15 protein-coding genes are annotated in these 19117 nt (G+C 40.1%); 7 read left to right on the top strand and 8 right to left on the bottom strand.

The window, feature by feature from the left end:
• Positions 1 to 35: 35 nt before the first annotated feature.
• The 4 genes from HRT55_RS12610 to HRT55_RS12595 form a co-directional block, all read right to left on the bottom strand.
• The gene (locus HRT55_RS12610; protein WP_291621735.1) at positions 36 to 890 is read right to left on the bottom strand and encodes a transporter; all 855 of its coding nucleotides are present in this window, start codon (positions 888 to 890) and stop codon (positions 36 to 38) included.
• Between the two features lie 101 nt (positions 891 to 991).
• Positions 992 to 2263: an MFS transporter gene (locus HRT55_RS12605; RefSeq protein ID WP_291621733.1), complete on the bottom strand. Its 1272-nt coding sequence runs from the start codon at positions 2261 to 2263 to the stop codon at positions 992 to 994.
• Between the two features lie 70 nt (positions 2264 to 2333).
• Positions 2334 to 3140 carry a ribonuclease H family protein gene (locus tag HRT55_RS12600; RefSeq protein ID WP_291621731.1) on the bottom strand — a complete coding sequence of 269 codons (807 nt, stop codon included), beginning with the start codon at positions 3138 to 3140 and terminating at the stop codon, positions 2334 to 2336.
• A 235-nt stretch (positions 3141 to 3375) separates the two neighbouring features.
• Entirely contained in the window at positions 3376 to 4896 is a 1521-nt protein-coding gene (locus HRT55_RS12595) for an aldehyde dehydrogenase family protein (RefSeq protein ID WP_291615485.1), read from the bottom strand.
• Positions 4897 to 5061: 165 nt separating this feature from the next.
• Here HRT55_RS12595 and HRT55_RS12590 point away from each other — a divergent pair, with 165 nt between their 5' ends.
• From HRT55_RS12590 to HRT55_RS12580, 3 genes are all read left to right on the top strand, one after another.
• A complete protein-coding gene (locus tag HRT55_RS12590) occupies positions 5062 to 5979 on the top strand; it encodes a helix-turn-helix domain-containing protein (protein ID WP_291621729.1) in 918 nt (305 codons plus the stop codon).
• Positions 5980 to 6078: 99 nt separating this feature from the next.
• Positions 6079 to 7011 carry a ribosome biogenesis GTPase YlqF gene (gene ylqF / locus HRT55_RS12585; protein ID WP_291615488.1) on the top strand — a complete coding sequence of 311 codons (933 nt, stop codon included), beginning with the start codon at positions 6079 to 6081 and terminating at the stop codon, positions 7009 to 7011.
• A 208-nt stretch (positions 7012 to 7219) separates the two neighbouring features.
• Entirely contained in the window at positions 7220 to 7654 is a 435-nt protein-coding gene (locus HRT55_RS12580) for an HIT domain-containing protein (protein WP_291621727.1), read from the top strand.
• 277 nt (positions 7655 to 7931) lie between these two features.
• Here the strand turns inward: HRT55_RS12580 and megL are convergent, their stop codons facing one another.
• The gene (megL, locus tag HRT55_RS12575) at positions 7932 to 9173 is read right to left on the bottom strand and encodes a methionine gamma-lyase (protein WP_291621725.1); all 1242 of its coding nucleotides are present in this window, start codon (positions 9171 to 9173) and stop codon (positions 7932 to 7934) included.
• A 396-nt stretch (positions 9174 to 9569) separates the two neighbouring features.
• On the opposite strand from megL, the gene HRT55_RS12570 reads away from it, so the two are divergent.
• From HRT55_RS12570 to HRT55_RS12555, 4 genes are all read left to right on the top strand, one after another.
• Entirely contained in the window at positions 9570 to 11243 is a 1674-nt protein-coding gene (locus HRT55_RS12570; protein ID WP_291621723.1) for a sigma 54-interacting transcriptional regulator, read from the top strand.
• 179 nt (positions 11244 to 11422) lie between these two features.
• Positions 11423 to 13276: a protein kinase gene (locus HRT55_RS12565; RefSeq protein ID WP_291621721.1), complete on the top strand. Its 1854-nt coding sequence runs from the start codon at positions 11423 to 11425 to the stop codon at positions 13274 to 13276.
• A gap of 129 nt (positions 13277 to 13405) precedes the next feature.
• Entirely contained in the window at positions 13406 to 13894 is a 489-nt protein-coding gene (locus tag HRT55_RS12560) for a VOC family protein (RefSeq protein ID WP_291621719.1), read from the top strand.
• 201 nt (positions 13895 to 14095) lie between these two features.
• Positions 14096 to 16780 (top strand): DUF5011 domain-containing protein, encoded by a 2685-nt coding sequence (locus tag HRT55_RS12555; protein WP_291621717.1) that lies wholly within the window; start codon positions 14096 to 14098, stop codon positions 16778 to 16780.
• Positions 16781 to 16912: 132 nt separating this feature from the next.
• Here HRT55_RS12555 and HRT55_RS12550 read toward each other — a convergent pair whose 3' ends face one another.
• The 3 genes from HRT55_RS12550 to lipB form a co-directional block, all read right to left on the bottom strand.
• On the bottom strand, positions 16913 to 17299 hold the full coding sequence (locus tag HRT55_RS12550) for a disulfide bond formation protein B (protein WP_291621715.1): 387 nt from the start codon (positions 17297 to 17299) through the stop codon (positions 16913 to 16915).
• A 108-nt stretch (positions 17300 to 17407) separates the two neighbouring features.
• Positions 17408 to 18394, bottom strand: a complete 987-nt coding sequence (lipA, locus tag HRT55_RS12545) for a lipoyl synthase (RefSeq protein WP_291621713.1) — start codon at positions 18392 to 18394, stop codon at positions 17408 to 17410.
• Positions 18387 to 19094 carry a lipoyl(octanoyl) transferase LipB gene (lipB, locus tag HRT55_RS12540; RefSeq protein WP_291621711.1) on the bottom strand — a complete coding sequence of 236 codons (708 nt, stop codon included), beginning with the start codon at positions 19092 to 19094 and terminating at the stop codon, positions 18387 to 18389. Before lipB ends, lipA begins: the two co-directional genes overlap by 8 nt.
• Positions 19095 to 19117 lie beyond the last annotated feature (23 nt).

The following is a 19117-nucleotide window of genomic DNA, read 5'->3' as shown; positions in this document are numbered from 1 at the left end:
GCTATTTCGGTAATAACAGTACTTCGGCAATAACTTTACTTGGGAAACAACATAGTAAACATTAATCTAATGCCAACACCTTCTGGACCATTGTTAGTACTTTTAGCCCAATATCTTACACCACCGCCAACACTTATCAGCTGACCGCCTACTTTTACCATTTGCGTGACGGTGAAATTAACAGGTACTGCCCATTGCTTAGATTCCCAGTCATAAGTTGACTCAGTATTTAAGGCATATGTTGTCGCTGCTCTGGTGGTGTAAACCAAAAAGGGTTGTAAAAAAGTGGCATTAACATCGGCTCTATCACTCCTTCCGCCAACAGACCAAATATGATTGCCTAAGGCGCCATAAGTCCATGGGCCTTGTTGTTTTAATGCTACTGCAGTTGGACCAAGTCCAACTTTATCTGCTGTTAGCTTGTCATCAGAGCCAGTAGGTAAAAGCAAAACCGGACCTGCGCCTAAAATCCAGCCATTTTTGGTTGGTGCTTTAGGTGAGAAAAATACACTCTGTACAATATCGCCAACGCCAGATTGAGTACCTGCATTGCTATGAATATTTTCTTGGTCAATTAGCGGCAGAATTGTACGGGAGATAAGATTCCAATTTTCACTGATAGAAAAGGGAATAACCGGCTGAATATTAACCGTGGTTCGGCTGCCTTTATCATCAGCACCAATATTTTCATCAAAATTATATTGAATAGGGGTACTTATTAACGCGGCCACAGGGTTACTTAACTTTTTTGCTAATGCTTCTTTATTTTGCGAGCCATCACCTTGGCCATAAGCAAGGCTCGAGCAGCTAAGTGAGGCCAAGATTAACAGTTGTTTCAACTGTTTTATTGAATTAATTTTTTTACCCGCATTTGCTGAAGCGTTATTCATATCTATCTCCATGATATTAAAATCCATCTAACTAATTGATTGTGCTAATTGAGTGCATTGTTGGGAGGAAGGGCACATGACTTTCCCATTCAACATTTAAGTTAATTTACCTTAGCGGCTGGCTGTATTAATGTTGATTTTTGGTGTTTATGATAAAGCGCTATCACCGCACAAAGTACTAAGATAAAAGGTATGCTGGTGATCACCACCCAATGCCAACCGGCATTAAATAATACCCAGCCAGCTAACAGTGACGCCGCAGCTTGAAAACCAAATAAAATAAAATCGTTGGTCGCCTGCACTTTATGACGTTCACTGGCGTGATAACTTTGTGGTAGTAAAGAGGTACCCGTTAAGAACAAGAAATTCCATCCAATACCCAATAAAATCAATGCCCACCAATAATGCATTACGTCATGCCCAGACAAAGCGATAAAGGCGACTACCGCATATATAAGTGTTCCGATAAACATCATGCCTTTTAACTTCAGGTGTTTTACTAACCAAGGGGTAAATAATGACGGCAGATACATGGCGGCAATATGGCTTTGAATAACCCATTTGGTTTCTTGTAAACTATGGCCTTGCATATTATGCATACTGATAGGCGTTGCGGTCATTAAGTAACTCATCAGCGCAAAGCCGATTGTTGCCGTACAAATTGCTATCAAAAAAATGGGTTGTTTTACAATTTCACTTAACGGTCTTGCTTCACCCGTAGCTTCATCGGTATTAATAGTGGGATTTTTAAAAACCATCATAATAAGCATGGCGCATAAGGTCAGGGCTGCCACTAATAAAAATGATCCAGCATAACCATAAGGAGACTGGAGTAAATCTTTACCCACTACCGCTATTTCTGGGCCTAAAAAGGCAGCAAAAACACCGCTGAGCATCAAAATAGATAATATCTTAGGTACATCGCCGCTATTCAAGCTACTTTCAATGGCGGCAAAGCGTAGCTGTTGACCGAAGGCGCCGCCAACACCAATGAGCAAACTAGCAAAGCAAAATAATTCAAAAATTGCTGTTTTTGCCGCCATTATGGCGATAACCGCCGCTATTAACGAGCAACTTAAACCTGTATAAATGGCAAATTTTCTGCCTTTGTTTTTAGCTAACATTGCCGCAGGAATAGAGCCGGCAGCAACACCTAGGATCATTAAGGTAAGTGGCAGTGTTGCTAAGGATGGATCACTAGCCATTTTACTGGATAGAAGGCCACCAATAAAAACTATGATAGGCGAAGCTGACATCACTAACGGCTGAGAAATAAACAACAACCAGATATTTCTCGGTAGGGTGAATATTCGAGAAAGCACAAAAGCAGTTAACAGCAAAAGGGCGATAGTAATAAGGATATTAATAGGCATAGTCAGTATCGTTTTATGTCAGCTTAGTTTGATGTTTTTTAGCTCTAGAGCAGTTTAGCTAGAGAACAGCTTAGCCAGATTCCAGGGCAAGTAAGGCTTTTATGTCTATTACCTTGCTATATCGAATCATAGGTTCCTGGTGCTGTTTTCTCGCCAATACCGCCATTCTATCGGCCAGTTCATTACCTTCTATATTGGCATGAGCCTTGACGTGGCGAATAGTGATTTTAGTGTGCATGGTTTTATAGAGCGCATAACATTGTTGTACTAGTGCTAGGTTTTTAACTTCTTCGCCTTTTCCGCGAGTCCAACCTTTAGCTTGCCAACCTTTGGCCCACTTAGTGATGCAGTCAATTGAATATTTTGAATCAGAGAGTATACAAATACTTTGCTCGTTATCTTTATCAATAAAATGCTGTGCTAATTGAAATGAAGAAAGCAGTCCGTTTAACTCGGCAGTATTGTTGGTGCCGTTTGGCTGGTAAAGACCGTAATACAATGAGGTCACTTTACCCAGCTCGTAAACTGCAATGCCTGTACCTGACTTTCCTGGATTAGGGGAGCAAGCGCCATCACAGTATATTTCAATATCACTTGGGCCATTGGGACTAATTGCTGCTGTTTTAGCGCTGCCTTTTTTGCTACTGGCTTTGCGGTTAGAGCTAGGCGCTGCGCTTGAGCCGCCAGCTTTACTTAAAGAGCGTTGCATTAACGCTTTGGTATAAGTTGAGGCAAATGCTTGCTCAGCGGCTGCTTTTGATTCAAAACCCATATATTGTGCGTCTGAACGACCGGCAGTATGTTGTTGAACTTCAGGCCACGTGGTGAAAATACCTGTTTTTGCACCTTTCCAGATAACGTAGAATTTTTTACTCATAGATTATTTGCTAATTTTGATAAATGATAAAGACAATTAATGTTTAGCATTATCATCAATAAGTTAATGCTTAGCTACTAAAAAAGTGGCAGAGTTGTAAGAAAATTTATTAGGTAAGCCGTAGGTAAGTACTTGCTAAGTGTAAAGTGAAAAAAGCCAGTTTAGCTTCTATGAAATAAAAACTAAACTGACATAAAACGTGTGTTATTTTTAGTGAGGGCTTGAAAATAAAACGTTAAAAAAAACCAAGCGGATTAACATCATAACTAACCAGTAAGTTCTTGGTTTGTTGATATTGTTCTAACGCCATTTTGTGGGTTTCACGACCAACACCTGATTTTTTATAACCGCCAAAAGCAGCATGAGCAGGGTACATGTGATAACAGTTAGTCCAAACGCGGCCAGCTTGAATTTTACGTCCCATGCGATAAGCGCGATTCATATCACGTGACCAAACACCCGCCCCTAAGCCAAATTCAGAACTATTTGCTAACTCAAGAGCTTCAGCTTCATCCTTAAAGGTACATACTGAAATAACAGGGCCAAAAATTTCTTCTTGGAAGACACGCATATCATTTGTACCTTTCAATAAGGTCGGTTGAATATAAAAACCACTGTTAAGTTCATCGGTTAATTGTTCAACGTTTCCGCCCATGAGTACTTCTGCACCTTCATCTTTACCTATTTGAATGTAACTTAGGATCTTATCGAATTGCTGTTTAGATGCTTGTGCGCCAACCATGGTTGTTGTATCTAATGGATTACCTCGGGTAATGGCTTTAGTACGTTCTATGACTTTTTCGACAAATTTATCATAAATATCTTCTTGAACGAATAAACGTGATGGGCAGGTACATACTTCACCTTGGTTAAAGTAAGCAAGAACAGCGCCTTCAATACATTTACTTAAATATTCATCTTCAAAATCAAGCACATCTTCAAAGAAAATATTTGGCGATTTTCCACCAAGCTCTACGGTTGACGGGATAATATTTTTCGCGGCGGCTTGCATTATTTTTTCACCAACAGGTGTTGAACCAGTAAAGGCAATTTTAGCTATACGTGTACTGGTGGCTAATGCTTCTCCGGCTTCCGCGCCAAAACCATTAACAATATTAAGTACACCTGCAGGTAATATGTCTTCAATTAACTCCATCAATACTAAAATTGATGCGGGGGTCTGCTCTGCCGGTTTTAATATTACACAATTACCTGCTGCTAATGCTGGCGCCAGTTTCCAAGCGGCCATTAATATGGGGAAGTTCCATGGGATAATTTGACCAACCACACCTAAAGGCTCATGAAAATGATAAGAAACAGTTTTCTCATCTAACTCAGCTAATGAGCCTTCTTGTGCACGTAAACAGCCGGCAAAGTAGCGGAAGTGGTCAACTGCCAGAGGAATATCTGCCGCTAGGGTTTCACGTATCGCTTTACCGTTATCCCATGTTTCGGCCACGGCGAGTAATTCTAAGTTTTGTTCAAGGCGGTCAGCAATTTTTAATAAAGCATTTGAGCGGTCGGTTACCGATGTTGTGCCCCAAGCATCTTTTGCTTTATGCGCTGCGTCGAGCGCAAGTTCAATATCAAGGTGATCAGATTGTGGGATTTGGCAAATTAATTGACCATTGACTGGGCTAATATTATCAAAGTATTTACCATTTTGTGGTTCAACCCATTGGCCACCAATAAAATTTTGGTAACGTGATTTGAAGGTCATTAGCGCGTTTTCTGAACCGGGTTTTGCATAAATCATAACATTTCCTTTCATGGGTAATTGCTAGTTAAGCGGTTTATTCTTGTTCTATTTTACTATTGCGTTTTTGTCCGAGGTTATTTACCTTAGTCAATAAGCGATTGCTTAACTGTGCTGTAAATTCAGAAAACTTGCCTACTAGTTCAAATTAGCGGATAAACTTTTATGATCAGACAAGCTATAGATAGTGTCAGAAACCCACCTAAGGTACTGGTGGAAAATAAACTCAGCTTTGCCGGTCCTGAGTCTGAGTTGAGTATTTATGATACCTATCAACAAGCAGAGAAGGTTAAGTTACAGTCGGATCAACTGCTTTTTTGCGCTATGGTGACAGGAAAGAAAGTGATGCATAGCACATTAGATAATTTTCATGGCGAGTTTTTGCCCCATGAGTCTTTTATTATGGCGCCGGGTAGTTCGGTAGAAATTGATTTTCCCATTGCACAAATTTCTCAACCGACCACGTGTTTAGCCATAGAGATATCAAGTGAGCGGGTGCAACAAGTTTCTGCCATGTTAAACCAGCAGCAACCGCTAAATCAGGCCTTTGGTTATTGGCAATACGACAACAAACTTGTGCATACTCATCATAATAGTGAAACACAGAGTGTGTTAAATCGTATTGTGCACATCTATACAGAAAACCATCCCGACCGCAGTGCCATGGTTGCTTTAGCCGTATCAGAGTTAACAATTCGATTATTGCATCAACAAACCCGTGAGTTTATTTTGGCATTTTCACAGCAGGAGCCTGATCACAACGGCTTGAATGCAGCGATAAATCAGATTGAATTACACCTAAATGAGAGCCTATGTATTGATGAGTTGGCACGGATTTCTTGTATGAGCCGCACTAAGTTCTTTCATGAGTTTAAGGTACATTTAGGTTGTAGCCCTATGGTCTATCAATTACAAAGCCGTCTTAAAAAAGCCGGCAAATTATTGAAACAAGGTCAGCAGATAACCCAAACGTGTTTTGCCTTAGGTTTTACTAATACCAGCCACTTTAGTCGATGTTTCAAAAAATTCTACGGTATCAGTCCCCGTCAGTACAAAGAACGTTACTTAACCCGTTTGGCATAGCCTGTTTGAACTAAATTGTCAGTATGGCTAGCCACCTTGGCTAAAAACTTGTTAAAATTGGCACATTATTTTTTATTCATTAGTTAGATTAGGATTTTCATGGCGATTAACTGGTTTCCAGGCCACATGCACAAAGCGCAAAAAGAAATAAAAGAGATATTACCTCAAATAGATGTGGTTATTGAAGTGTGTGATGCGCGTTTACCCTTTAGTAGTGAAAACCCTATGATCACTGAGATCAGGGGTGACAAACCACTGATAAAGATTCTTAATAAAAGTGATTTAGCCGATCCTGCATCCACTAAAATTTGGTTAGACTATTTAGAATCTCAGCATAATGTCAAAGCAATTGCTTTAACCACTGAACAGCCGAGCGTTGCTAAAAACCTTATCAGCTTAATTCGAAAAATGGTGCCGAATAAAGATGAAGAAGGTAAACAAATTAACGCCATGATAATGGGTATACCCAATGTTGGAAAATCAACATTACTCAATACCTTAGTAGGCAAAGCAAAAGCGAAAGTGGGTAATGAACCAGCGGTAACTAAAGGTCAGCAACGTATTCGTCTTGAAGAAGGTTTATACCTTTTTGATACTCCGGGCATGTTGTGGCCTAAAATTTACAATGAAAATTCAGGTTATCGTCTAGCGGTATCAGGTGCGGTGAAAGATACTGCCTTTGACCATGACGATATTGCCTACTTTGCCGCCGACTACTTACTGAAGAATTATCCTAAGCGGCTAATGGATCGCTATCAGCTTGACGAATTACCTGAGCATGAAGAAGACCTAATTGAAGCCATTGGCAGAAGACGTAGTTGTGTTAAAAGTGGTGGGCGGGTGGATTTATATAAAGCGTCGGTCATTCTGATCAATGAAATTCGTGATAAAACCCTAGGGCCTATTTCTTTTGAGTTACCAGATATCGTAGTTGCAGAGAATCTCCACTTTGCCGAATTAGAAGAGAAACGCATTGCTGCCCGAGAAGCTAAAAAAACTGCTCGTGGTCGCGGTCGTAAAAACAAACGTTAATAGCTTTTACCAGAAGGCTTAGCAAGGTTTGCTACTAAGGCGTGAGAGTGGATTGCAGATAATATCCATCTCACTGTTTACCGACTTAGCAGAGGAACGCATTGCGTCACACAAGTACAGAAGCTAAAAAAACTGCTCGTGGTCGCGGTCGTAAAAACAAACGTTAATACTTTCATTTGTAATGTTTTTATTTAATAAGGTTTTGATAATGAGCGAAGAGACACTTTTCACCCTACATCCACAGTTGGAAAAAGACGGTATTGAGTTGGCCGATTTACCTTTGTGTAAATTACTATTGTGTAATGACAGTGCCTACCCTTGGTTTATTTTAGTACCGAAAGTTGCCGATATCAGTGAAATTTATCAATTAGATTGGCAGCAACAGCAGCAGTTACTCAATGAGTCGAGTTTGCTCAGTGAGTTACTGATGCAAGCCTTTAGCGGCGATAAGATGAATGTTGCAGCTTTAGGCAACGTGGTTGAGCAACTACATGTTCATCATGTAGTGCGCTTTAAAGATGATGCCCAATGGCCAAAACCTATTTGGGGGCAACAGGCGCTAACCCCGTATTCAGCTGAAGAGGTAACGGCACTAAAAGATAAGTTGTTACCGCAATTAGCAGTGATCTTTTCTGATAAGTAACTTTGCTGAGAAATAGTTTTCCGATAAGTAACTTTTGCTGATAAGTAATTACATTACCTATAAATAAAAAAGCCTCAATATGTTATTCACATATTGGGGCTTTTTGTTTTCAGAACGAGCTAACTTACAACTCTAACCGCTATCTTCAATCGCTTTCTTTAGCTGTTCTTAGCAGCTATTTCTAGCCGTAATATTAGCTTCAGCCTTGAGATCAATAGCAAATCATAATGACTACCGCACATCATAATTAATTCTGGCTCATTCTAACTAATGTCAGTTAAGCTGCACTAGATGCTTTAGTAATACTGGTAACATTGTCGGCTTTACCTAGAGTCACCTGTGCTAAGGCTTGCGATAAATCGGCAATAAGATCATCAACATGTTCTAAACCAACAGAAATCCTGATCAAGCTATCGCTAATACCCGCCTCAGCTCGCTCTTCAGGTGTGTAAGGTGAGTGGGTCATGGAAGCTGGATGTTGAATCAATGACTCGGCATCACCTAAACTGACCGCAATGGAGAAAAGCTCCATGGCATCAATAAAGGTTGTGCCGCCGGTGAGGTCGGTATTTAATTCAAACGCAATCACACCACCTGCGGCTTTCATTTGTTTACCTATAAACTTGTATCCGGAGTGACTTTTAAGGCCTGGGTAATAAACTTCTGACACCATAGGGTGTTGCTCTAAAAACTCAGCTACGGTTTGGGCATTGCTACAATGTCTATCCATGCGAATGGGTAATGTTTTAAGACCGCGCATAATTAACCAAGCATCATGAGGGCTTATTGTTGCGCCAATGTCTTTTAAGGTGGTCATTTTGATTTCGTTAATCATTTCAAAACTAGCACAAACAATACCCGCGACAACATCACCATGACCATTGAGATATTTAGTGGCACTATGGACAACGATATCGGCGCCAAATTTAGCTGGTTGCTGTAATACAGGAGTAAGGAAAGTGTTATCTACTATGGATAATAACTTATGCTCTTTGGCAATGGCGCAGATTTTCTCTAAATCTAATACCACCAAATTTGGGTTGATTGGCGTCTCTAAGAAGACCAGCTTGGTATTTTCTTTTATTGCAGCTTTGATATTTTCAGGCTCTGTCATATCAACAAAAGTCACCTCAATCGCGAATTTTTTAAGCATGTGGCTCATCAGGGCGAAGGAACAACCATAAACTGCTTTTGAGGAGATCATATGATCGCCAGCTTGTAAGTTAGTGAGCAGCGCAGCAGAAACCGCAGCCATACCGGTAGCAGTTGCTGCAGCATCATCCATACACTCCATGGCAGCAACGCGCTGCTCCAGTTGACGGGTCGTTGGATTACCTAAGCGGGTGTAAATATAGCCTTCGCTTTCACCAGCAAAGCGGTCGCCACCTTGTTTAGCATTATCAAAAATAAAGGTTGAGGTTTGATATAACGGCGTAGCTAGCGAGCCAAATTGCTTGTCATCAATTCTGCCGGCGTGAATGGCTTTAGTTTCTATATTCTTGCTCTTAAACTTGGTCATAGCTTCTCTTCCAAAATGAGGTTAAATTATTATTATTTTGTTATTTGTAATAGCCTATACCGGCTTCAGTGATACAAGGTAAGTGCATTATTACTGTTATAACGCAGCTTAATGACTCGATTGCAACGACAGTATTTGCTTCTTACCAGTACTCCTATCTGTGTCTTGCAACTATACTGCCAACAAATAAAACTGTTATTTTTCAATTGGATAGGTTTTTTGTGATTGTAGTTATAACTTTTTGTAATTAAATTATGACAACCAAGTTACTTATTAAGCGCTAGTTTTATTTAAATACTGATTGAAGCCATTACTAATAGGGGGAACTCTGTATTTGTACTATTTTTATTACTGTGTCATATTTATAGTACGATCTAATTGTTAACGTGTCCTTTTATGCGTATTGTTATTGAATCAAGCGATAGAATTGGTATTTCACAAGAAATATTAGCTGTTTTTGCCAAGCAAGCCTGGAATTTAAAAGCGGTAGAAATCACCAGTTGTTTTACCTATTTGCACCTTGAGTTTGAAGCGCTTACCTTGTCTCAAATTAAGCATTGCTTAGCTCACGTAATGGGAGTGATAAGTGTTGAGTCAATAAACTTGCTGCCTAGTGAGCAGCGAGCCAATCACTTACAAGCATTATTAGACAAAATGCCAGAGCCTATCATCGATGTTGATAGCCAAGGTTTAATTTTAGCGATGAATAAGGCTAGCCATAAACTTATGCCGCAAGCCGCGGGCGGTAAACATGATTTTATTGCCACTGATTATTTAGGCAAACCTATTAATGAGTATATAGAGCAAATAACTAACGCTATGCTGACTAATACGGCAACCAGTCAGGCAATTACCATTCAAGGTAAGGCGTATATTTTGGATATAAGCCCAGTGTTATCGAGTTCCGTCACTAACTCAGTAAATGATCCATCAAATAAGTCAGCAGGTAACTCAGAAAAAAATTCAGCAAAAAATAAAGACAAGCAAGTTAACGGCTCGGTTTTACTGTTGCGTTCGATGAATACTCTCGGCCGACAGATATCTTTAATGCAAAGTCATCAAGAGCACAGCTTTGACAATATTATTGGTCAATCAAAAAGTATCAGTTTAATTAAGGCGCAAGGCGAGCGCTTTGCTGAATTAGATTTACCGGTATTAATCAGTGGTGAAACAGGTACAGGTAAGGAGTTAATTGCTAGGGCGTTACATCAAGCGAGTTCAAGGGCTAAAGCACCTTTTCTAGCGATTAACTGTTCAGCATTACCTGAACATTTATTAGAAAGTGAGCTATTTGGTTATGAAAGTGGCGCATTTACTGGCGCACAAAAAGGCGGTAAACCAGGTCTAGTTGAATTGGCTGAAGGTGGCTGTTTGTTTTTAGATGAAATTGCTGAAATGTCACCGTATCTACAAGCAAAGCTATTACGTTTTTTACAAGACTTAACTTATCGCCGTGTGGGTGGCACTAAAGAGCTGATTGCTAATATTCGAATAATCAGTGCTAGCCATCAAAATTTAGCCAAGTTAATCAGTGAAAAAACCTTTAGAGAAGATCTTTATTATCGGCTTAATGTACTCAGTATTGAACTGCCGCCTCTTAGAGAACGTATCGCTGATATGAGCCTATTAGCCAACTTATTTATTGAAAATGCAGCCAAACAAGTCAGTCACAGTCAACAAACCAAGCGTGCTAAACCTAAACTTACTCATCAGGCTCTTGCCTTATTACAGCGCTTTGCTTGGCCGGGTAATATCAGGCAATTGCAAAATGTATTATTCAGCGTGGTCGCTTTAAATAATGGTGATGATATTTGTGCAGATGATTTGCTACCTGTACTCAATAAATATGCAGGTAACAGTCATGCTGGTAGTAACCATGCAGATAAGAGCCAAGAAGGCGATTTAGTTATTGACGCTGCTACCGATTGGTCAAGTGCACAGGCAGATTTTGAAGCTAAATTACTCGGACATTTATACCCCTTATTTCCAACGACTCGCAAGCTAGCTGAACGCTTAAAAGTTTCACACAATAAAATTGCGATGAAGTTAAGGCAGCATGGTATTCGATGAAAGCTGATCGAGCATTTAAGTATTTAGCAGTTAGGCAATTAAAAGCTACGCGTACTTGTAGTTCAAATTAAATCTCGGTAGCGTAACTACTGGCAAAGTTATTATTTTAATAATTACTTTGCCAGTAAATTCCCATTTAAGAATAAAAGCAGCATGGTAGATAAAAGCGGAAAACTAAAGTGACCAATAAAAAATTACAGCATTTCTACATTGCTCAAGAGCAATCCATTTACTTACTCAGTCATAAAGACGCGACTAAGTTAAAACAATGGGTTGAGCTTTGTCAGCAGCAATTAAAGCAAGTTGGCTTTGAGGAGGTTGCTCTGTTAGGTAAAGGCGCCTATGGGTTTGTTTTCTCTGGTATTAAACGTAAAAATGCTCTGGAGCAAGAACAACCAGTTGTTTTTAAATTCTCTCGCATTAACTTACCGCAACATGTGCAAGACCGTTTAGCCGAAGAAGCAGATATTCAAGGTCAGCTCGATCACCCACAAATTCCCAAGGTGATTGAATATCAAAAAATAAAGCGCCAATCTATTTTACAAATGAGTCGCGCCCCTGGTATCGATTTAGAAAAATTATCGCTACAAGTTGGCCCATTAGCACCCGAGTTGGTGGTCAGTATCGCCTTGCAGTTAGCCGATATCTTGCTGTACTTACGTCAACCTAATAACCATAGGCAGTTAAAACCTATTGTTCATGGCGATATCAAACCTTCCAATTTGGTTTACGATAAAAGCACTGGCAAGGTACAACTTATTGACTGGGGTTCATCCGTGAGTGCGCAGCTTGATTGTAATCGACAAAGCACTAGTACTAACGTAATGGAACTGATGAGTAGTGATTTGCAACATAGTAACGCCCGTTTAGGCGATGTCTACTTTATCGGACCAGAGCAACTTACCGGTGGACTATCGACTCCTCGTTTTGACGAGCAGGGCTTAGCAGCAACCTTGTATGCATTGGCATCAGGGCAATCATGCCGTTATGGTATAAAAGTGATACCGCCAAACGCCTTAGGTTTACCTAAGTTACTTGCTCAGGTGTTAACGGGGATGTTAAGTGACGATGAAAAGTTGCGCAGTAAAGCTGGGGATTACTTTTTTAATAACCTTAGCTACCTCAAACAAGTAGTCTTGGCGGATAAACCAACGCAAGTAGAAACCATTGCCCATATTCCAGTGTGGATAAAACCTCAAGGTGAGCAAATTGATACCGTAGTTTATGGCTCAAGAAAGTCATTTTTACGTGAGCAAACCGGGCATGATCACTTATTAGATATAGATGATGCCCAATTGGATAAGTATTATAAAAATTACCTTATGGGTATGGGCGATAATGAAAAAGCCTTTATCGCCGCATTAAGCCGGCTAGGTAATTTCCCTGTGGTGGGCGGCTTTGCCATTCGTTGGGCAAAAGAGGGGGTTTATATTGACTCCAACTTAACCTTATTTGATGAAAGCCTTAAAGCTTCTTTTACCAGTGCGGTTAATAATATAATTTACTTAGCGCAAGGTATCTTCCGTATTGGTATGTTTAAAAGTTGTTTGTTTAATGCTCGTAATACCTTACATGTTGAGCGCAATTGCGAAAGCCAGCCTTTTATTGCCGACCCTGCCCAGCAAATAACTTTTGAAGTAAGTGATATTGCCGATGTTGATGATGTAACGCGTTTGCACTCCTACTTTGAAGACGGTAAAGACCCCGATGAATATCTATATTTACCGGATGAGTTAATGACAGTGTTGGCTAAGTTGAATTTAATTCACCATACCGGTTGTATTATCTTTGAAGTACTACCTAAACATTTAAAAATTCATAGTTATTTAATGCTGTTAAACCATGAAAAGAAAGCTGAATTTAAAGCCTGTTTAGCACAAATCTTAGCACTATTACCTACTATAGATGGTGTTGGTATCTCGGGTTTTATGAAGTTACCTTACAAAGACACCCGATTCTTTGAGCACATTAGTAGCATGCCAGATAAGTTTTACCCGAAAAACCCTAAGCTAAGCTTACACCAAGAACAATAATGTTGATGTCGAGGTTAAGTGGCTTGAATAGCATTTTTTGGAATATCGATTTTTGGTAATAGAGTTTTTTGATTATTACTCAGATTTACCACGTTTTATATAATTTAATCAGTTATTAGGAGCAGCGTTATGTATGGAGAGAAGCTAGGTGAAATGGCTTGGATGGATTTATCGGTTGCCGATGCCGAAGTGGTAAGCCATTTTTATCAAAGTGTTTTAGGCTGGCATAGCGAGCCAATATCAATGACATTAGGTGATGAAAAATACCATGACTTTGTCATGAGTTCAGCAACTGAACCTAATGTATTTAGTCAGGCTAGTAGGGTAAGTGAAGAGTATACTAATCAAGGCACGGAAGAAAACATACCATCACCTTCAGCCCTATCTTCAACACCAAAAAGCTTAGTGACAGGAATTTGTCATGCCAGAGGTGAAAATCAAGATATGCCAGCGGTTTGGTTACCATACTTTTTAGTCAAAGACCTGGATGAATCGGCTGATAAAGTTGTGGGAAATGGCGGTAGTCTAGTAACTAAAGTTAAAAATGTCGGCGCTGATCGATATCTAGTGATAAAAGACCCAGCAGGTGCTATGGCAGCTATATACCAAAAGGCTTGATTGATAATAATTTAGCTAAATTTAAAGCTAATTAGTTTAATTTCAATCAGCTAGCAGAGCATGATTATTCTGCACTGATTCACTCACTAACTACTCACTAGTTTACTCATTTATTAATTGACCAAGAAGTTAGGATTTAAGCTGTTCTTGGTAGCGAAATCTGAAACTCTAACCTATGTTTATTTCACTATAAGAAACTAAATGAAGGTTATTATGCTTAAAATATCTAAAATTTTTGGTCAATACCCGCGCTATGTTTTGTTCTCCGTCATGATTTCAACCTTGTTATTGTCAGGTTGTGGCGGCAGTAGTTATGGTGATGATAAAGTAGCTGCTGATACCGTAGCTCCAGTAATAACTTTAACTGGGGAAGCCGAAGTTAATGTGTTAGTCAATGGTACTTATACCGATGCAGGCGCAACCGCCACTGATAATGTCGACGGCACAATTAGCGTAGTAACCACAGGTAATGTTGATACCATGACTGTAGGTAGCTATACCCTGACATATACCGCCACTGATTACGCAGGTAATGTGGCTACGTTAACACGTACTGTCACTGTCGTACCGCCAACTCTGACGGGCACCGCCGCCGCAGGTGCTGCTATCGTTGGTACTGTTACTATCAAAGATTCTTTAGGGGCTACAAAGTCTGAATTAATCGAAGCCGATGGTACATATTCGGTTGATGTGACTGGTTTAACGCCACCATTTAGATTACGTGCGGAGGGCACTGTTGGTGGTAAAAGCTATCGCTTACATTCCTATGCAGAAGAGGCGACCTTAGATGGCACGATAAATATTACTCCTTTTACTGACTTGATAATTGCTAATGCCGCCCATCAAATAGCCGAAGCTTATTTTGATGAAACCTCGCCGACAAACTTAGACCCCGCAGAACTTGCAGCGCAAGAAGATGCGCTGCAAGCAAAACTACAAGCAGTATTTGATGCCCTTGGTTTAGATTCAGCTATTAACTTACTAACCACTACTTTTAGTGCTGACCACTCTGGTTTAGATGCCGCGTTAGATATTATTCAAATTGAAACTGACCCGACGACGAACATTGCCACCATTCAAAATGTTTTAGATGGCTCTAGTATTGAAGATGATATAACCGACAGTGATGATAACCAAGCAGTTATAATGGTAGATGTTGCAGCATTGACTACGGCGGTAACAGATACTCAAGCTATTGCTGATCTATTTAATAACTTTGCCGCAGCATTTGCTGACGGTTTACCGACCTCCGCGAGTATTGATAATTTTTTTGCTGAGACTTTCCTTCATGAAGACCAAGCTAAGAGCCAGTTTTTAACCGATATTACTACCGACCCTAGTGTCATTGGTCTTGCCTTTTCCAGTATAGTTGTACGGGATCTTGACTCAACAGCTGGCACCGCAACGGTAGACTTTAATGTCAATATTAACGGTATTGTCGAGGTTGAAGTGGAAACATGGTTGCTACAAAAAAATAGTAGTCAAGCTTGGCAACTATTAGGTAATCAACAATTTTTTGAAGCAGATCTTTTGACTTTCCACTGTAACGATTTTGATGGTACTGATGATGTATCAGGTGGTTGTGGCTTAAATGTTTCCTTTTATGATAATGACTTTACCAATAATGGTACTAATAATGCGCCTTTAGCCTCTGCCACTATGACTATTATTGACGGCACCGACGGTGAAACCGTGAAAGATATTATCTATTTAGGTAACCCAGAGCACATCGGAGCAGGTGAATTGCAAGTCTATAACCAAACTACGCAAATGTATCAGTGGGATTATGCCGGCTTTGGCGATTCGGATGGCGACGTTGACCCGGCTACCTTTGTCGTCGGCGACATTATTCGTTATAAATTATATACCGAGCAACTAGACCTGACGGTGCCGGGTCAACCTATGGTGAGTACAGGTAGTGAAGTGGCAATGTTTGATAAAACCTTATTGCACCTACCCGAAACTACGGGTCGCTATCCGGCATTAACTGCTGAAAGCATTACGGCTTTAAATAACTTTGCTTTAGATGAAGACTTAACTGTGTCATGGACCTTACAAGCTGGCACTGTCATTGACTCTATTTGGGTTGAAATTAGCGACAACCAAGGCAATTACTATGATGTTGAAGATGAAGCTATTGCGCTAGATGCAACCAGCACGACAGTTGATTCATCAGTGTTTTCACAAAAATTGTTAGATGACCTAGATTTTGATCAAACTAACATGACCTTGTTAGTGCGTATTTACTCAATAGTGCCAGCAACCGGGCAAACACATTCTACAGACTATCGCAGGAACTTTGATGGTACCAGTGAACCGGGTGATGGTACTGGTGGTAATAGTGCTAATGTAATGTGTAATACAGAATCGCCTTGGGATGATGAAGCTGAAAAACCAACGGTATTTTATTCTATTAACGATTTTGAAACAGCGGTTGCTGATTGCGAAAACCAAGCCAATTTATCAAGCTTTACTAAAGCTAATCTTGAAGGACTTACTTGGTATGTCGATGATGAACGTATTGCCTTTGACGCAACCGCCGAGACCTTTGTTATAACTACCTATGGTGATGATGGTGTATTAGGCGGGACGGATGATGAAACCTTTTATGGCACAGTGGCAGACTATGCTACCAATGTCATCGAGCTTTCATTTTCATTTACTGAAGGTGGAGATATTGTTGGTCGTGACTTGATAAGAGTGAAGGGAGAGCAGACCTTCGAGGGAAAATCGGTCTTTACTGCAGTTATTCTTTGGGAGTTCTACGACTGGACTGAATCCGATGGTGATAAAGTCGACAAAACACATCAAGGAGGCGAGTTACACACTGGATCTTATGCCCTTGATGCCGATTTTGATTGGAATGCTTGGGATGCGACCCCATAAAGTAAAGGTATTAAATGTGTGAACATAATAAAGCCAGTAGTGATACTGGCTTTATTATTAGAGTCTGCTATCACTAAGCGGACAGGTGGCTTAGTGATAGAAGACTCTAGAGCATTTTTCTCTTAACGCTTCTTAACGTTTTTTAACCATTATGATATATATTAAACCCATAATCATAGTTAGAGATAGACCTGATAATATGAAAGGATCTACAGGCAGATTCAGCTGGAATTCACCAGCGGACACCTTTTTCCACCCCATGAAATGTTGATTTGCGGCAACTACGGCACCAAAAAAACCTATGACAAGTGCTGCATACTTCCCAATCCAATGGAAAGATATAGGTAGTATCAAAATCAAGCCTAATATGCCTATAACAGAGCGTTGCACACGGCAATAAGGGCACTCATAAACCATACCGCCTATATCCATAATCCAAGAGATAATAGCAATGGCAATAGCGATTAATGCGATAATTTTACTATGTTTTATATAAGTATCTAATTCAAATAATTTCAAGACTTTCCCGTGTACACTTTTTTAGTAGTTATTAAATATTGAAAATAAAAAAGCCAGTGTAATCATACTGGCTTTGATAGTTTATCTAATATATTTATTGCTGAGCAGCTATTTAACTTCTTCACCGGCAGCTTGTTTGTCAGCATGGTAACTTGAACGAACTAATGGTCCACAAGCAGCATGGACAAAGCCCATCTTTTTAGCTTCACGTTCGAGCATAGAAAAATCATCTGGATGCACATAACGTTCTACCGCTAAATGGTCTTTACTCGGTTGTAAGTATTGACCGATAGTGAGCATAGTAACGCCATGGTTGCGTAAGTCTTGCATGACTTCTAAAATTTCTTCGTTAGTTTCACCTAAACCGACCATTAAGCCAGATTTAGTTGGCACAGTAGGGTTAGCATCACCAAAATTCTTCAGTAAGTCTAATGACCATTGATAGTTTGCACCGGGACGAACTTTGGTATAAAGGCGTGGCGCAGTTTCCATATTATGGTTAAAAACATGCGGCGGATGTTGATTAAGTATTTCTAATGCTCTATCCATACGGCCACGAAAGTCAGGTACTAAAATTTCAACCTTGGTGTTTGGTGCTTGCTCGCCAATTTCTTTTACGCAATCAGCAAATTGTTGTGCGCCGCCATCTCGTAAATCATCTCTATCTACCGAGGTGATAACGACATACTTTAAGCCCATATCTTTTAAACTATTGGCAAGTTTTTTCGGTTCATCTTTATTCGGTGGTAGTGGGCGACCATGGCCGACATCACAAAAGGGACAACGTCGTGTACATAGATCACCTAAAATCATAAAGGTGGCCGTGCCGTGATTAAAGCATTCTGCTAAATTGGGACATGATGCTTCTTCACACACCGAGTGCAAGTTGTGTTTACGCAAATTAGCTTTAATGGCATCAATACGTTCACTCGAGCGAGGCAACTTGATACGTAACCAACTTGGTTTACGTAACATAGTAGCTTTTGTTGAACTGACAACTTTAATGGGAATGTGAGCTAATTTATCGGCATCGCGAAATTTTTCGCCGGCGGCACGATTGGCTGTTTTGGTTGCTGAAGTTAAATCACTACTCATGATGCGTGTTCTTCTCGTTTGGTAAACCTGTTTGATAACTAACATCATTAGCTTCAAGTAAGGTTATTAAATGTTTCACTAACGCAGTACTTGCACTAGCGGTATCTTGTGGACCTTGTAAATCGGCAGTTTGCACCATTTCTAAACCGGCATAACCACAGGGGTTGATACGTAAGAAAGGTGATAAATCCATATTGACGTTGATGGCTAAACCATGAAAAGAGCAGCCTTTACGTACTCGTAATCCTAACGAGGCAACTTTTTTCTCATCGACATAAACACCCGGTGCGTCAGCTTTGGCATAAGCTACAACATTATAATCAGCTAAGGCTGAAACAATACTGTTTTCGATCAAAGTAACTAGCTGTCTAACACCTATCTTCTTGCGGCGCAGGTTTATCATACAATAAATAACTTGCTGACCTGGGCCGTGATAAGTCACTTGACCACCACGGTCAACTTTTACCACCTCAATATCGCCAGGTATTAGTATATGTTCGGCTTTTCCTGCTTGTCCTTGGGTAAAAACAGCAGGGTGTTCTACTAGCCATAACTCATCAGCAATGGTGTCATCACGACTATCAGTAAAATCTTTCATGGCATGCCAAACTTGGCTGTAATCCATGGTATCTAACTCTCGGATAACCAATGAGTCTGCAAGGTTAATAGTTTCTTGCTCGACTGTTGAATTTGAGTGCACTAAGCAAACCTCGTTAATCTAGG

It is taken from the genome of Colwellia sp. (assembly GCF_013214175.1).
In the GTDB taxonomy this organism is placed as follows: Bacteria; Pseudomonadota; Gammaproteobacteria; order Enterobacterales; family Alteromonadaceae; genus Colwellia.
The sequence above is the reverse complement of the archived record's forward strand: the minus strand, read 5'-3'. Positions and strand labels throughout refer to the sequence as shown.

Coding starts and splice junctions, on each gene's coding strand:
- HRT55_RS12555 (WP_291621717.1), top strand. CDS start 14,096: ATGAAGGTTATTATGCTTAAAATATCTAAAATTTTTGGTCAATACCCG.
- ylqF (WP_291615488.1), top strand. CDS start 6,079: ATGGCGATTAACTGGTTTCCAGGCCACATGCACAAAGCGCAAAAAGAA.
- lipA (WP_291621713.1), bottom strand. CDS start 18,394: ATGAGTAGTGATTTAACTTCAGCAACCAAAACAGCCAATCGTGCCGCC.
- HRT55_RS12600 (WP_291621731.1), bottom strand. CDS start 3,140: ATGAGTAAAAAATTCTACGTTATCTGGAAAGGTGCAAAAACAGGTATT.
- HRT55_RS12595 (WP_291615485.1), bottom strand. CDS start 4,896: ATGATTTATGCAAAACCCGGTTCAGAAAACGCGCTAATGACCTTCAAA.
- HRT55_RS12580 (WP_291621727.1), top strand. CDS start 7,220: ATGAGCGAAGAGACACTTTTCACCCTACATCCACAGTTGGAAAAAGAC.
- HRT55_RS12605 (WP_291621733.1), bottom strand. CDS start 2,263: ATGCCTATTAATATCCTTATTACTATCGCCCTTTTGCTGTTAACTGCT.
- HRT55_RS12590 (WP_291621729.1), top strand. CDS start 5,062: ATGATCAGACAAGCTATAGATAGTGTCAGAAACCCACCTAAGGTACTG.
- HRT55_RS12560 (WP_291621719.1), top strand. CDS start 13,406: ATGTATGGAGAGAAGCTAGGTGAAATGGCTTGGATGGATTTATCGGTT.
- HRT55_RS12610 (WP_291621735.1), bottom strand. CDS start 890: ATGAATAACGCTTCAGCAAATGCGGGTAAAAAAATTAATTCAATAAAA.
- HRT55_RS12570 (WP_291621723.1), top strand. CDS start 9,570: ATGCGTATTGTTATTGAATCAAGCGATAGAATTGGTATTTCACAAGAA.
- megL (WP_291621725.1), bottom strand. CDS start 9,173: ATGACCAAGTTTAAGAGCAAGAATATAGAAACTAAAGCCATTCACGCC.